Source organism: Bacteroides reticulotermitis JCM 10512 (genome assembly GCF_000517545.1).
GTDB lineage: Bacteria > Bacteroidota > Bacteroidia > Bacteroidales > Bacteroidaceae > Bacteroides > Bacteroides reticulotermitis.
Genome location: NZ_BAIV01000036.1, coordinates 41,815 through 57,162, shown reverse-complemented (window position 1 = coordinate 57,162; position 15,348 = coordinate 41,815). Strand labels below are relative to the sequence as shown.

The 15,348-nt window shown below is 40.9% G+C and carries 13 protein-coding genes, 1 other RNA gene and 2 pseudogenes; 3 read left to right on the top strand and 13 right to left on the bottom strand.

Features of this window, described 5'->3' with window-relative positions; translation table 11 throughout:
• Positions 1–81: 81 nt before the first annotated feature.
• The 9 genes and pseudogenes from JCM10512_RS18345 to JCM10512_RS18305 form a co-directional block, all read right to left on the bottom strand.
• Positions 82–495 (bottom strand): carboxypeptidase-like regulatory domain-containing protein, encoded by a 414-nt coding sequence (locus tag JCM10512_RS18345; protein ID WP_044165178.1) that lies wholly within the window; start codon positions 493–495, stop codon positions 82–84.
• Between the two features lie 16 nt (positions 496–511).
• A complete protein-coding gene (locus JCM10512_RS18340; protein WP_044165177.1) occupies positions 512–1,690 on the bottom strand; it encodes an XAC2610-related protein in 1,179 nt (392 codons plus the stop codon).
• A 938-nt stretch (positions 1,691–2,628) separates the two neighbouring features.
• The gene (locus JCM10512_RS18335) at positions 2,629–3,780 is read right to left on the bottom strand and encodes a clostripain-related cysteine peptidase (protein ID WP_244437291.1); all 1,152 of its coding nucleotides are present in this window, start codon (positions 3,778–3,780) and stop codon (positions 2,629–2,631) included.
• A 94-nt stretch (positions 3,781–3,874) separates the two neighbouring features.
• Positions 3,875–4,276 (bottom strand): hypothetical protein, encoded by a 402-nt coding sequence (locus JCM10512_RS18330; protein ID WP_044165174.1) that lies wholly within the window; start codon positions 4,274–4,276, stop codon positions 3,875–3,877.
• Positions 4,277–4,351: 75 nt separating this feature from the next.
• Positions 4,352–4,873, bottom strand: coding sequence for a murein L,D-transpeptidase catalytic domain-containing protein (locus JCM10512_RS18325; protein ID WP_439644387.1), 522 nt, complete (start codon positions 4,871–4,873; stop codon positions 4,352–4,354).
• A 218-nt stretch (positions 4,874–5,091) separates the two neighbouring features.
• Positions 5,092–5,952 (bottom strand): sigma-70 family RNA polymerase sigma factor, encoded by an 861-nt coding sequence (locus tag JCM10512_RS18320; protein ID WP_002561589.1) that lies wholly within the window; start codon positions 5,950–5,952, stop codon positions 5,092–5,094.
• A gap of 182 nt (positions 5,953–6,134) precedes the next feature.
• The gene (locus JCM10512_RS18315; RefSeq protein WP_044165173.1) at positions 6,135–7,670 is read right to left on the bottom strand and encodes a trypsin-like peptidase domain-containing protein; all 1,536 of its coding nucleotides are present in this window, start codon (positions 7,668–7,670) and stop codon (positions 6,135–6,137) included.
• A 219-nt stretch (positions 7,671–7,889) separates the two neighbouring features.
• Positions 7,890–9,037: pseudogene (locus tag JCM10512_RS18310) on the bottom strand (dipeptide epimerase).
• A gap of 38 nt (positions 9,038–9,075) precedes the next feature.
• Positions 9,076–10,055 (bottom strand): annotated as a pseudogene (locus JCM10512_RS18305) (C40 family peptidase).
• Positions 10,056–10,153: 98 nt separating this feature from the next.
• Between JCM10512_RS18305 and rnpB the strand changes: the two are divergent.
• Both rnpB and JCM10512_RS18300 read left to right on the top strand, forming a co-directional pair.
• Positions 10,154–10,515: RNase P RNA component class A (gene rnpB, locus JCM10512_RS21645), an RNA gene on the top strand.
• A 22-nt stretch (positions 10,516–10,537) separates the two neighbouring features.
• On the top strand, positions 10,538–11,857 hold the full coding sequence (locus JCM10512_RS18300) for a YihY/virulence factor BrkB family protein (protein WP_044165171.1): 1,320 nt from the start codon (positions 10,538–10,540) through the stop codon (positions 11,855–11,857).
• Positions 11,858–11,993: 136 nt separating this feature from the next.
• On the opposite strand, the gene JCM10512_RS18295 is transcribed toward JCM10512_RS18300, so the two are convergent.
• Together JCM10512_RS18295 and JCM10512_RS18290 are read right to left on the bottom strand one after the other, a co-directional pair.
• Entirely contained in the window at positions 11,994–12,539 is a 546-nt protein-coding gene (locus tag JCM10512_RS18295; RefSeq protein WP_044165169.1) for a nitroreductase family protein, read from the bottom strand.
• Positions 12,540–12,568: 29 nt separating this feature from the next.
• Positions 12,569–13,171, bottom strand: a complete 603-nt coding sequence (locus tag JCM10512_RS18290; RefSeq protein WP_044165168.1) for a riboflavin synthase — start codon at positions 13,169–13,171, stop codon at positions 12,569–12,571.
• A gap of 55 nt (positions 13,172–13,226) precedes the next feature.
• On the opposite strand from JCM10512_RS18290, the gene JCM10512_RS22840 reads away from it, so the two are divergent.
• Positions 13,227–13,394, top strand: a complete 168-nt coding sequence (locus JCM10512_RS22840; RefSeq protein ID WP_158332238.1) for a hypothetical protein — start codon at positions 13,227–13,229, stop codon at positions 13,392–13,394.
• Between the two features lie 458 nt (positions 13,395–13,852).
• On the opposite strand, the gene phoU is transcribed toward JCM10512_RS22840, so the two are convergent.
• Together phoU and pstB are read right to left on the bottom strand one after the other, a co-directional pair.
• Positions 13,853–14,539, bottom strand: a complete 687-nt coding sequence (phoU, locus tag JCM10512_RS18285) for a phosphate signaling complex protein PhoU (protein WP_044165166.1) — start codon at positions 14,537–14,539, stop codon at positions 13,853–13,855.
• A gap of 42 nt (positions 14,540–14,581) precedes the next feature.
• On the bottom strand, positions 14,582–15,340 hold the full coding sequence (pstB, locus tag JCM10512_RS18280) for a phosphate ABC transporter ATP-binding protein PstB (RefSeq protein WP_044165164.1): 759 nt from the start codon (positions 15,338–15,340) through the stop codon (positions 14,582–14,584).
• Positions 15,341–15,348: the final 8 nt, after the last annotated feature.

Sequence of the window (15,348 nt, the reverse complement as noted above, 5' to 3'; positions counted from 1 at the left end):
CCATCTACTAACAGCCAGAATAACAAGAGCGTACTAGCAACTTTAAATTATCTCATTGGTAATTAGATTATCCTTCTCTCATCAGAATACATTGTTTATAAATTCAGACTCCCAGGAATGAGGTTCTTCGTCTTGAGAGCGAACTTTGCGTAATACAACTTTCTCTTTGCCTCCAAGTATTCTGGGATTATACCGCACCTCATCCTCGCTCACCAATGTAAATACGAATACGGTATCTGTTAGATAGCCTTCTTTCTCAAATATTAAATGGCGTTCATTCCCTTGATCTCTATTAAACTTGAAATGCCCATTCTTATCTGTTACAGTACTGCGTTTACCCTTGTATTCTCTAACTAAGACATCTGAAATGGGATGCTTTGATTCATCAACCACATACCCTGAATAGTAATATTGTGTTTTTGCCAGCTTATATACTATCACAAAAACAATGACCAAGGCAATGCCTAAGAGTTTTTTTGTTTTTAAAATCTTCATCTATTAGTTGCCTTCATTAATCGTGGATAAACGTTTGATACTGTGTTTCTATAAATTGAATTAATTTCTTCTTCAATGCTGGTGAAAGTTCTGCAAACGTTTCGTCTAGATCATCATTGATTTTATAGTTCGCAAAATCTTCGCCTCTTAGGTTTATATGATATAAGCTAATTTTGTCGTTGCAGCATACAATAATTCCCATTCGTACATCATCATCGGCATTGCAACAATAACTAAAAGGAATGAATACAGCCTTTCTTCTGCCAATGGATTTTAGGGTAATCTTGCTTTCTGAAAGAGATATCAACGACATTAGCACATCCGGATTATAGTAAATCAATGTGTCTGCAAAGTTTTTGTTCGCAATTTCAACAGAGATATAATTGATCATACCATCAACCCTATAAGCATCGTCATCGAGGCAACAAGGATTAATCACTTTTATTTTTAGTTTATTCTTCCCATTGCTATCCTTGAACGTTCGATCAATTGATATTGAATCCCTCGCATATCCCTTCATTACGTCAAGGATTGACATATCACGAGCGTAGGTAGTCCCGCTATTGATTCTGCTGTAGAACAAAGCCAATTCGCTTAATGGCGGCTCGCAAAATGTAGAGTCCGAGGCTACCAAAGCCAACTTATTGTCGATATATTGATATTCTTTTACGTAAGCAGCATCGTCTTGCACAACGCGTTCGATAACGGTTTTACGGTCGGTAAACTCGAGTGATAACAAGCCTGTGAGTTCTTCCGACTCTACAAACTCTCCTGTTTCTTTATCATACAAAAAATAATAGCCCCAACTGTTTGTTCGGGTAGCACTTGCCGCGAGATAGAAGTCACTGAATCCGTCGAAATTATAATCACCACTTACAATCCATTCATAATATACATCAACTTCACGCTTTTTTAAATCAATAGTTTGAGTGAGTTTCCCTGTTCTTTTGTCCAACACTTGGATGCACTCCCATTGCCCGGAAGCATATTTGTCTTTTGAGCTTATCAACCGGACAATGTGGTTCGCCAAGGTTTCAACAGCAACTATTTTGTTACTCCATTCGTCCTTTTCGACCTCCTCGGCAGTGCGAAGCTCTGTAAACAGGGGTGTCTGCTTGTTTTGCGCACCGGCATAGCTTGCTGAAAAAATCAACAGCCACAAAAAAGAAGTGATATAAGTAATTGTTTTATTCATTATCCGTTTTTTCGTTGCGAATCGTATAGGACAAGGTAAATGTCATTCAATTACAGCCCGTCCCCAAAAATAGTAAATATTTAGAGCACCGGCAAGTCGAGTACGGTTTGCCTAGATATTGACTGTACCTTCTCCTTTACTGAGGTTAGCCTAAAATCTAGGAAAATAGACTGCACTTATAAACAAATTAACCAGTAAAACACGGAATTTAAGCAAGTAACAAAATGTAAAGAGATATATGTCATAATCACTTTTTGCCACAAACAACTGACTGACAGCTTAATACATTGCGCCTTCTTTTTCTCAAACTGATCTACTCAATAGATAATACCGATTTCCGAAGGCTCTGTACTTGGCAAAATTCCCCCGACAGATAGTAGTAAAAAACTAGTAAAAAGCATCTTTGCCTATTATATTTCCTGTTCCACAGTTGTGGAACAGCTGACTCACACATTGTGAAGCACGTGTCCCACATTATGTGGAACAGGCGTCGCACAATATGTGGAACAGGAAATAAAAGGACATAAACATAGGGAAGGACTGCTTTAATTTACGAATAGTTGCGCACGTTACGGCTCCTTAAAAGGCTTGTTTGATGACTTGAAAACTCTATTTTTGGGGGAAGCAAGCAATAGCTATCGATCATCAGAATAAAATGATCAAAAAAAAGAAGGCGCATTGCAATTAATTGATATACTGCATGATACACAAAAAAGTGACTTTGACATAAGGGTGATGTATCATTGTGCACAGAGCTTATATCAAGCACTGGTGATATATTTATCACGAGTTCACGACACGTCAAAGTTAAATGAGTACGTTTTGGGTATTCACTTCGATCTTTTCGAGAAAAGAATGAATGGAAAAATAGTTATATCACCAAGCTATGTCATTCCAGCCGGCAGCGGAATACCATTCCAAAGTAGGATAGAATACATTCATTGTTGAATTTTGCTCTCCATAGGTATATAAGTAGAGAGGCCTGTGGCCTTTTCCATAGAAAACATTCTATAAATAATACCAGAATAGTTCTGAGGCGTTGTTTCCCAAAATACAACTGCGTTGTCAAAAGCGGTCCGCCAAGATTTATAATCAGCGTTATCTGTGCCTCCTGTAAGAGTTTGGATGAATCCTTCCAGGTCATAGTTAGCATCTGTCCAAGTGAAATCATATCGCTGTATACCAACGCTACTTATGTCTGATCGATGTTCGATGTATTTCTTTAAAACACTCTTTGTTGCTGCCGCCAAATGATCTAAAGCAGCACTCTCCACTACAGAGGTGGCAACGCCTCCTGTCCAATCGTCATTGCTCTTCGGAATTGTTCCTTTATAATGTTCTTCGTAATAACCAAAATAAGCATTTGCTATGTTTTTAGCTAAATCAGTTTCTGTAAAGAACTCCGGAACAACTCTCTGATAAGGAGCGCCGGGACCGGGGATTTCAGCAGGTGAACCGATGAAGTAGTCAGCACATTCACGAAGTTCATAAGCCACTTCCACCGATTGCATATTACAGCAGTCGAATAATATAAACTTCAAAGGTTTGGGGAAGGAGCTTTGCAATGCATCGCGAAAGTCCGGAATATCCATCTGTGTTCTACGGTAATAACCAATCGAACGAGAGTTGGCATTATTAGATGCCGGCACCCACGAAGAGCTATGAGAAAGGAAAACAAACCCATAACTATCGGCCGGAAAATAACTAACGGTTTGAGAAATAATAGCAGACATGACTTTCTTCTCCAAGGGATTCTGCTCCGGATAAGTGAAGAGCGTGTCGGCAACTACTTTCCCACTCTTCTTTTTCACGGAGATAAGACGGGGAACGTCATTAACCAACTCACTGTAAACAATCAGGTTGCATTTTGAATAGTCAACATCCTTCATGCCTTCTTTCATATCCCTAAAGTTGTCTTCAAAAAGACTGGATAATTCGTTGGCTCCATTATCACCCACGATATATACCAAGACTGTACGGCCTACTTGCTCACGAGGTTGAGGGACATCGGGCCCATCATCGTCCTTGTTACAAGCCACAAAGAATGCCCCTAAACAGAGAAGCAAGGTAAATATCTTAATCTTTTTCATCAGTTATTCTTATTTATTATATCGCAAATATAAAAAATAAGAGATACAAAATTGCATCTCTTACTATATTAACGATTTAAGAATCGATTTGTTCTTATTCTTCAGGTTTAGTGAAGTGAAACTTATCCGGTTCGACTTGCACAACGGAAGTATTTTTATTCTTCTTATATTTAGATAAGATCCTAGCGGATTCTTTTTCCAGTTTCTTCTTGTTTGTAGAAAAGTATACCATACATGTACTATTTTCCTGCACGCCCGAGTTTTCCAAATGGGATTTCAATTGGTAGCTATACTGCTCACGATGAACCAGAAAACCATCTTTACTCACTTTTGCGCTATCCAGTATTTGAATGCTCGTGTAGTATACGGTAGTATCGGTAAATGAAGCCGATATGCCAAATGCATACACCGTTTTAGAGCTACTCTTTTTAATTGAAAACGCAGAACACATTGTAAAGACAAGTGCGACAGCAAATAGTATTTTAACGTATTTCATATCTTATTCATTTTATGTGGCAAAGGTAACAAAAAAGCAGATATTTCATCATTTTATCAACAATAAATAGCTTTTCTATTCATAAATCCAGAGCAAAAGAGGTTTCTTCTCTGTTTTAAGCAACGCGTCGAGTTGCTTCATTACGTCATTGCAAATAACCGGACATCCTTGGCTCATTCCTAAAGGAAGATGCGCCGGATAGATTTCTCTCACAGGCACGGGCGTATAGGAATGGAGTACGATATAGCGTTTGAAAGCATTGTTGTTGGTCGGTTCCAGGCCATGCAATTTATAGTGTACATTGATCCCCCATTTACTATATGACCGCACACCCACTTTATATTTTCCTAAAGAGGAGCAATAACTTCCTTCTACATTGCTATACACGGGCTTGTCATGCGTACTATCTCGGCCATACCCATGTGCACATAGACTTGAATATTTGATTGAATCTCCTTTGAAATCCCAAATAAAGAAACGCTTCTTACCTGAGTGAATTCCAAAATCCACTAACATGCAATAGTTCGTATTAAAACCTTTACTGATACTGTACGCCCGTGCTTCACTCGCCTTTTTATTTAAGCGTTCACTAATCACAAGGGGTGCTACGGTAGTATCGCTACACTTACCATAAACAATCAACCTGTGCCGGAAAACAGCAGAACGACAAGTACAAATAGCGTAATTCTCATTATTTTCTTCATAATAGCCTAGCTTTGAAAGATACAAAATAAAAAGCCGCACAACTGCATTCTTTCACAAGGAATGGTGCAGTTAATGCGACTCTAATTTTTTCAGAAACTGATATTTCCTACTTATCCCAAGTAAGATTTGAGCAATTTACTACGATTACTTTGTCTTAATCTTCTTATTGCTTTTTCTTTAATCTGACGAACGCGCTCACGTGTGAGACCAAACTTATCGCCGATTTCTTCTAATGTCATTTCTTGTTGTCCGATACCGAAAAACATCTGTATGATTTCTTTTTCCCTATCGGTTAACGTAGAAAGAGCTCTATCAATTTCCCTCGCAAGAGACTCATTTACCAGAGAGCGGTCCGCCATAGGCGAATCATCGTTCACCAACACATCCAGCAAGCTGTTGTCTTCGCCTTCTACAAAAGGAGCGTCTACCGAGATATGACGTCCTGATACTTTTAATGTATCAGAGATCTTATCAACCGGTATTTCCAATTCATCTGCCAACTCTTCGGGAGACGGACGGCGTTCATTCTCCTGCTCAAACTTAGAGAAAGCTTTGCTGATTTTATTCAGCGAGCCAACTTGGTTTAACGGAAGACGAACAATACGCGACTGCTCTGCCAATGCTTGCAGAATAGACTGACGAATCCACCACACTGCGTAGCTGATAAACTTAAATCCACGTGTTTCATCAAACTTCTCGGCAGCCTTAATCAGTCCTAAATTGCCTTCATTAATCAAGTCAGGCAAACTCAATCCCTGATTTTGATACTGCTTAGCCACAGATACGACGAAACGAAGATTGGCACGTGTCAATTTTTCTAATGCTACGCGGTCACCCTTACGAATGCGTTGAGCGAGTTCTACTTCTTCTTCAACAGTAATAAGGTCCTCACGTCCGATTTCCTGTAAATACTTGTCAAGAGAAGCACTCTCTCTGTTAGTGATACTTTTGGTAATTTTTAGTTGTCTCATTCTTAAAAAACAGATTTGGAGTGCAAAGTTACGACAAATAATTTGTTAACATACTATTTAGCCAAACTTTTTCATTAGTTTTCCCATTATAAGAACAAAAAAGATGTCGACTGGTTGCATATCGACACCTTTTTTGGATTTCATTAGCTTATACTGCTATTCTCTTATTGTATTTTAGCTTTTCACTCCTGTGTCAAATCGACAGCGAAGTAAGCTCGTTTACCCGACTGGAACATTCCGGTGAGGAAAAGAACCTGATTCGGAGACTTCACAGCGGTTTTCATTACCTCTTCCAAATCGCTAACTTTGCGCATTGGCTGATCGTTCGCTTTGAGGATTATGAAACCTTTACGTATACCTGCATCGGACATCTTTCCGGAAGATACGCCGGTTACTTGCAAACCGTAACCTAGATTCAGCTGCTTCTTCAGATCATCGGGTAGTTCTTTAAAGGCAGCTCCCAGAATTTCCATTCCTGCATCTTTAACAATCTTAGTCGTACCTTGTTCATTCTTTAGGGTAACTTCGACGGTTTTTTCTTTCTTTTCGCGAATCAGCTTCACTTTCACCTTGTCACCCGGACGATATTTGGCAAGTGCTTCTTGCAAGTCGGCCATATTAGAGACTTTCTTATTGTTCAAACCAATAATGACGTCATCCTTTTTAATATCAGCTCCGGCAGCAGAACCGTTTTCTACGATTTCGGAAACCCATACACCGTCTACAACGCCCAGTTCTTTAGCCTTATCAGCCAATGTAGTACCCGACTCATTGATCTGTTGCTTATCATCCATCAAGCTGCTACCGATAGAGCCTCCACGAATACCAAGCAAGGCACGTTGTACAGTTCCATATTGTTTCAGGTCGGCAATGACTTTGGTCATAATGCTGGTCGGGATGGCAAAACCATAACCCGCATAGGCTCCTGTGGGAGACGATAACACGGAGTTGATACCCACTAACTCGCCTTTGGCATTAACCAATGCACCTCCACTATTACCTTGGTTGATAGCGGCATCAGTCTGAATGAATGATTCTATACCACCATTGTATACGCCTAAGGAACGGGCTTTCGCACTTACAATACCTGCAGTAACGGTAGAATTGAGGTTAAACGGGTTACCCACGGCCAACACCCACTCTCCTACTTTCAATGCGTCGGAATCGCCTACCGGAATGGTCGGGAAATCGTCGCCTTCTATTTTCACCAAGGCAAGGTCAGTACTGGGGTCAGCACCAATTACACGTCCTTTGAATTCACGATTGTCATTTAGCTTTACACTAATTTCATCAGCACCTTCAATCACGTGATTGTTTGTTACGATGTAACCGTCTTTTGAAATAATCACTCCGGAACCAAAACCAATACGGGGTTGAGTTTGTACCTGGCGTTGTTGCCCGCGTCCATCACCGAAAAAGAAATCAAAGATATCCGGTGCTTGTTGAACTGATCTCGTTTTAGACTCTTGAGTAGATCTTATATGTACAACGGCATGAAGCGAGTTTTCCGCAGCTTGAGTTAAATCAACAGGTTGAGCATCTAATGCGTCAAAAGCAGCCAATTTCACATTGGGATTCTGTTTGAACATCTCATTGAAAGATGTTTCCCTACTTGCGTCATCCGAGCGCAACATTTTATAGGTAGTAAATCCTGCAACTCCTGAACTAAGAAGAACGATGGCTCCTATTCCCAGAATGTTTTTTGTTGTCTGTTTCATGATTTATAATTCTTTTAAATGTTAATATTCAGTATTCATTTAACTTTTACGACGTTAAAATAATAACAAAAATCGTTCATTGATTCCACTTGTCATGCTTTTTTGTCCTCTTTTAACAGAGATCAATTGGAGCTTAACAGCGATTAACGACAATAACTGACAAATTTACATTCCTTGCACATCGGATGACATTAACACACTGACATTCATTCAGTAAGATTAGATTCTCACAACTCCTATTCCGGGCAGATCATTCAAGGTTATTTTTCCCTTTAAAACTTCCATGCCTTTGAAGCGGTCGTTGGAGATTAGCAAGTTGCCATCCAGATCAGCAAAGTCAACCACAGGCGAAAACTGAGCAGCGGCTGATACGGCACAGGATGTTTCGGTCATACAGCCTACCATAACACGCATACCAAGCGCATGTGCCAATGTTACCATCTTCCAAGCCTCACGCATACCCGTACATTTCATCAATTTGATGTTGATACCGGTAAAGGCACCCTTCAAGGCCGCTACTTCGTTCAATCGTTGCAGCGATTCATCGGCAAATATCGGCAAAGGACTATGCTGCGTCACCCAAGCTGTATCATCCAACTGCTCTTTAGGCATGGGTTGTTCAATCATACAATTCCTTGTTCTTTCAACCAATGAATCATGTCAAGCGCGTATTGCCGATCTTTCCAACCTTGATTGGCATCGACGGCAATGGGCAGATCGGTAACCGAACGAATGGTTTCAATCATTTCTTTATCGTTATCTCGTCCGAGCTTCACCTTTAATATATTAAACTGTCCGGCGCACTCTTTTGTTTTGGCTCGCACCACATCCGGTGTATCAATTCCAATCGTAAAAGTGGTGGAAGGTGCTTTGTCTTTGTTCAATCCCCAGATTTTATACCACGGGGCACCTAGCATTTTACCGACTAAATCGTGCAGAGCGATGTCCACCGCTGCTTTGGCTGCCGAATCACCCGGCGAAAGACTATCTACATAGGATAAAATATCTTCCAATTGAAACGGATCATCAAATTGGGTAAGGTCTACCTTCTTAAGAAATGTCAGCACCGAATCAACCGTTTGCCCCAGATATGGAGGCATGGAGGCCTCTCCATATCCGGTCAGGCCTTCATATTCAATCTCTACCTGCACATCGGGCGTGGTGGTTCGCGAATAGGTAGCTACCGTAAACACATGTTTCAACTTGAGTTCATAGGGGAAAAAGGTCATTTTCATTTTCCCTTTCGCACCTAGCTTGTTTATAGAAAAAAGAGGAATCGCATCAGTAGCCAATGCTTGCTGGATGGATAGCCCCGATCCGATAGCAGCAAAAGCTGCGGTTTTTAAGAAATCTCTTCGATTCTGCATACTAATTGTTTATTCTAGCCCGGACAGTCGCTTGCCCGTTAATTATAATAAGGATTAAGATCAGTGGTGTTCAGCCCCTTTTCCTTATTTATATAAGGTAGGAAGCGAACGGCAAAAAGTAACCGCCCGGTATTGAACGCATCATAGTTTGCATCGGTAGGATTAAAGCTACTGATATGTACATCGCCTAGGGCATGGATAAATTTCTGATCGCCGAGATAGAAGCCTACATGCGAAACGCTTTCTTTGGCATCTGCGGTAGCTTTTCGTCCGAAGAAGACCAAGTCACCGGGTTGCAGATTGCTAAAGTCGGCTGCTATGTCAAGATGCTGGCCTATATATGCTTGCTGAGAAGCATCTCTCGGATGATAATGTCGTGCATAAAAAGTACGGTACGCACGAATCCGCTGCAATCTACTCCTTTGGAAGAAGTGCCTGCCCAAAGGTACGGGATTCCCATCATCGAATAAGCTGTCCGCAGAATGCTGTTTTCATCTTTCCGAAGTGATGCTCTCCACTCTTTTTCCGGCTTGGCTATTGATTTTGAGATATAGGCTTGTCGCCCGTCAGGATATGATACTTTATAGAAATATTTGCTACTTCCCTCCCACTTCAGTCGATTGCCGGCTACAACATCGGAGACTGTTTGCGACTCTTGATCCGGTTTTTCATAAGTAAACCCGTAATGAGAAGTGACAACGATCTTCTCCGATCGATTCCATGCGTCGTATTTCTCTTTGGACATGGGGCTGATCACCATTCGGTGTATCCAACCGGTATAGTCGTCCGGAGTCTGTATTTCATACCAGCCTGTATACTGCAATACTTTGACAGGCATACCTAACAGTGCCTGGGTACTCATGCCTGAAGTGAACTTGCCCTCTTCGCGTAGGTTGCACACGGAAACGTTTACGACTCCATAAGCCGAATCAGTTGACAGAGGACGTATTTCTTGTGCATTTGCTCCGAGTGCTACCAACCACGACAGCAGATAAATAAAGAAGATGTTTTTTTTCATTGAACCTCGATTTGGTTATAACAAAGGTAGAAATTATTTCTATTTATGCCACTTTCCTTGGCTAAAACAAAAAAAATGACGTACTTTTGCGTCATAAAGCAGTTGGCCGGTCTGTCGCGTGTACATTTTGTACAGGAGGAAAGTCCGGGCAACATAGAGCATCCTACTTCCTAACAGAAAGCTGTCCGCGAGGGTAGAGTAACGTAGAAGAAAATAACCGCCTCTCCTTTCGGGGAGAGGTAAGGGTGAGAAGGTGGGGTAAGAGCCTACCAGCTACATGGCGACATGTAGGCTGTGCGTCTTGGGAGTTGTAAGGTCATGTATACCGGCGTTATGAGAGTCGCTCGCTCCATGTCGGAGGGTAGACCGCTAAAGTGACTTGGTGACATTTCACTCAGATAAATGACAGACACCTTGATTTATTAAGGTACAGAACCCGGCTTACAGGCTGACTGCTTTTTCCTTTTTTAATACCAAAGGCCATGAAAAATAAAATCACCGATATCTGGAAATTCCTGACGTACGATATTTGGCGTATCACAGAAGATGAAGTGACTCGAACAAAGTTCTCACTCTACAACATTATAAAAACCCTCTATGTTTGTATCAATCGATTTACCAAAGATCGGCTGGCCAATAAAGCTTCGGCTTTGACGTATAGTACATTGCTTGCTATCGTACCTATTTTAGCCATCCTATTTGCCATAGCACGAGGTTTCGGTTTTGACAGTTTGATGGAGCTTCAACTCCGCAACGGCCTTGCCGGAAATCCCGAAACAACGGAAGCGATTCTGTCGTTTGTCGATTCTTATTTATCGCAAACAAAAAGCGGCGTATTCATTGGAGTAGGTTTAGTGATGTTGCTGTGGACGGTAACCAACCTGATCACAAATATAGAAATAACTTTCAACCGAATTTGGCAAATCAAGAAAGCACGGTCTTTGTATCGTAAAATAACGGATTATTTCTCGATGCTCCTGCTCATGCCTATCTTAATCGTGGTATCCGGTGGTCTTTCTATCTTTGTCGGCACGATGCTGAAGGAGATGGAGAACTTTGAATTGCTAACCCCTATTCTTAAATTCCTGATCCGACTCATTCCATTTGTACTGACCTGGCTTATGTTTACCGGGCTGTATATGTTTATGCCTAACACCAAAGTAAAGTTTAGACATGCTCTGATAGCGGGTGTTTTAGCAGGAACAGCTTATCAGGCTTTTCAGTTCCTGTACATCAATAGCCAGTTGTGGGTTTCTAAATACAATGCGATTTACGGTAGTTTCGCGGCACTTCCCATGTTCTTGCTATGGCTCCAGATATCTTGGACTATTTGTTTGTTCGGTGCCGAACTGACTTATGCCGGACAGAACGTTCGAAACTTCAGTTTCGATCAAGACACGCGTAACATCAGCCGACGGTACCGGGACTTTATTTCAATCCTGATCATGTCGCTCATTGCCAAGCGGTTTGAAAAGAACGAAGCTCCTTACACGGCCGTTCAAATATCGGAGAAGTATCAGATACCCATCCGACTGACGAATCAGATCTTGTATCAGTTGCAGGAGATCAACCTGATTCATGAAGCTATAACCGACCAAAAGAGTGAGGAGATAGGCTATCAACCATCGATAGACATCAATCAGCTAAATGTGGGCATGTTGATCGATCGTTTGGATACGTATGGATCGGAGAACTTCAAAATAGATAAGGAAGACGAGTTCAGCGATGAATGGAGGGTGTTAACCGAATCGAGAGAGGAGTATTATAAAAATGCCAGCCAAGTACTGCTAAAAGACTTATAGAGCGCTTCCGTTTGCTTCTTAGACGAGCAAGTAAATAAATGGCGTCAAGTGTATGAAGATAAAAATAGTCTGATTGCTTCTGAATTAAGTTTCTAAAGCAATCAGACTATCTATTTATAGCATCTTCCGAATTCGACTAATAGCTATTATAGCTAACAATTTTATCTTTCGGTTTTCTTATCTTCTTTCGTTTCTCTTTCACCGAATACCCGATAACAATATCCAGCAACAAACGCTTATTAGTTGGAATACCGGCCAGTTCTTTCAGCTCTTTTTCATCAAACCAGCCCAGTATACACGAACCCAGTCCTTCACTTTCGGCGGCTAATACCAGGTGCGAAGCTACGATCCCAATATCGATTAGGGGAAAGTGCTTACCTTTCACCTTACCACCGAGTAAAGAGGTTATATTGGCCGACTTCTCAACGACTAAGATATGCACAGGCGCATCTTTCGCAAACTTGTTCATACCCAATCCGGCAACTGCTTTTCCCGCTTTACGGGCTAGTTCTTTATCGGTAATTACAACGAACTTCCAAGGCTGAGAATTACACGCTGAAGGGGCTAACCGGGCGACTTCAAGTATCCGTTCCAGCTTTTCTTTCTCAACCGGTCGGTTTTTATCGTATGCCCGGTCACTCTGCCGGGATAATACTAACTGTAGAAAATCGTTGTAATCCATTCGCGTTATCTTTTCAAGGATTCAAGCCCTTATCTATACTGAATCATCCGGCTGATGTATTTGCCGATAATATCAAACTCCAGATTCACCACGCTACCAATTTCAAACGTGTGGAAGTTGGTATATTCGTAAGTATACGGAATGATGGCAACCTGAAAAGTGTCTTCGGTAGGGTTACAAACAGTCAGACTGACGCCATTAACCGTAACCGAGCCTTTATCAACGGTGATATAGCCACGTTTGGCCATCTCTTTATCGAACGCATAGCGGAAGGTGAAGTACCAGCTTCCTTCGGCATCCTTAATTTCTATACAGGTTGCGGTTTGATCGACATGGCCCTGAACAATGTGTCCGTCCAATCGTCCGTTCATCATCATGCTACGTTCCACATTCACTTTATCTCCCACTTTAAGCAAACCGAGGTTAGAGCACTCTAAAGTCTCCTTCATCGCCGTTACCGTATAGGTATCTTCCGTCAGGTCTACTACCGTCAGACAAACACCATTATGGGAAACACTCTGATCAATCTTCAACTCATTAACAAACGAACACTTAAAGGTAAAGTGTATGTTTTCTTGGTCTTTCACCAATGCCACCAAAGTAGCGTATTCTTCTATTATTCCGGAAAACATAATTAATTTACTATTTATATGGTTTAGACCTCAAAGATACGAATAAGGCGGGAGCTTGGAAACAGAAACCGAAAAATATATTTCAGGTGGGCTTCTCTGCCTTGCTAAAGGAAAAGGCACTACTCCTGTTTCATCTCAACTATACGCAAGCTATTTACCTAAGTCAGTCAATAGGCTCAAAGCATATACTGTTTTAGGGCAAAACAAGCGTTCTTTTGCATGAAAAGATGTATTGATTTGGTGCATTCTAAGTATTTTGGATATTCCCGTAGATATCCGGATAAAATAGTGTGATAAGTTTATAACTCGCTCGCTCTACTCCTCAGATCTTGCACCAGGCCTTAATCTTTGATTTTCAGAACACTTCCTGCCTCAAGCATAGCACAGTACATATACGCACAAAAAAAATGGGGCTTTTCACAAAGCTCCATTTTTCAGTTTTCAATAGGTATTAGTTTTTTTTAAGGTAAAAAGATTGTTTTCAGGATAACGGTGCAAATATAGGTGCTTTTCCCGATACTATCCAAATTATAAAACATGTCATATAACATATTTTTGAATTTTCTTTGGAATTATTATCATTTAAAGCTCAAACTCTATATGAACTCCGTTACAAGAAACAAATATATAGTTTTTTTCTAATCAGGACTAATTTTTATTTAAAAAAGATCGTTTATCTGCTTATTTCAAATAACTTTCATCTGTTTTCCCACTATGCTTAAGCACTTTTGCATCAAAAAAGAACACGATTTCTTCAGCAATGTTCGTAATATGGTCACCCGAACGTTCTAACTTACGAATGACTCCGGTGAGTTCTAAACAAGTATGAGCGGATTCCGGATGCTCCTTAATATAACTAGCTAAGACTTTACTTGAGTCTGCATTAATCTCATCCACCAAATTGTCTTTAGCAAACACGGAAGTAGCCAATTCGAGGCTTTCCTCGTTCAAAGCGCGCTTAGCCAGTTCAAGCATTGAAAGAACTTCGGCTTGCATTTCTTCAAGTCGCAGAGCTTTCACTAGTTCATCATCTAAGGCCGGCTCGGAACATTTCAACACAAAACGGGCGATCCCTTCCGCAAAGTCTCCCAAACGTTCCAAGTTCGTGTTTATCTTCAACATAGCCAATGCAAAGCGTAAATCAATCGCTACCGGACTATACAAAGCAATGATATCTTCTACATCACTGTCTATCTTTAGTTCAAAAGCATTTACCCTACGTTCGCGTACAATTACTTGTTGCGCCAACTCTTTATCAAGTGTTAAGACAGATTCTCCTGCACGGTCAAGCTGATTATAGACCAATGTCCACATTTCATCTATCTCTTTCTTTAGTAAAACCAGCTCTGACTCTATAAACTTTACCATAACTTTTGTTATTTAAATGTATTAACGATTTCTTTTTTTAGCTTATCCGAAGCGACCTGTGATATAATTTTGCGTAGCTTCTTTATCCGGATTCGTGAATATCTTCTTTGTGACGTCAAACTCAATCATTTGCCCCATATAGAAGAAAGCTGTTTTATCACTGATACGAGCCGCTTGTTGCATATTGTGCGTTACAATCACAATAGTATACTCCTTTTTAAGTTCGTGAATCAACTCTTCAACTTTCGCCGTAGAAATAGGGTCGAGTGCCGAAGCCGGTTCGTCCATTAGCAATATCGAAGGTGATACAGCCATAGCACGAGCGATACAAAGTCGTTGTTGCTGACCGCCGGACAAAGCATAAGCCGATTCTTTCAGTTTATCCTTTACTTCATCCCAAAGGGCAGCTCCCTTCAACGTTTCTTCCACTCGCTGACGAATAAAAGAGTTATCTTTTATTCCATTTACTCGTAATCCATAGGCAACGTTCTCGAATATACTTTTAGGAAAAGGATTCGGCCGTTGAAATACCATACCTACATTTTTACGGAGTTCGTCCACTTCTACCCCTTTGGCATAAATGTCTTGTCCATCAATCTGTACCTCTCCTTCGAGACGACAACCGGGTATCAAGTCGTTCATGCGATTGAAAAGACGCAGGAAGGTAGATTTCCCACATCCGGAAGGACCAATAAAAGCTACCACAGACTTATCTTCAATCTGCATACTGATGTTTTTCAGTGCTTGAAAGCCACCGTACCAGAAGTTTACGTCGCGCGCATCTATTTTTACTGTACTCATATTATATC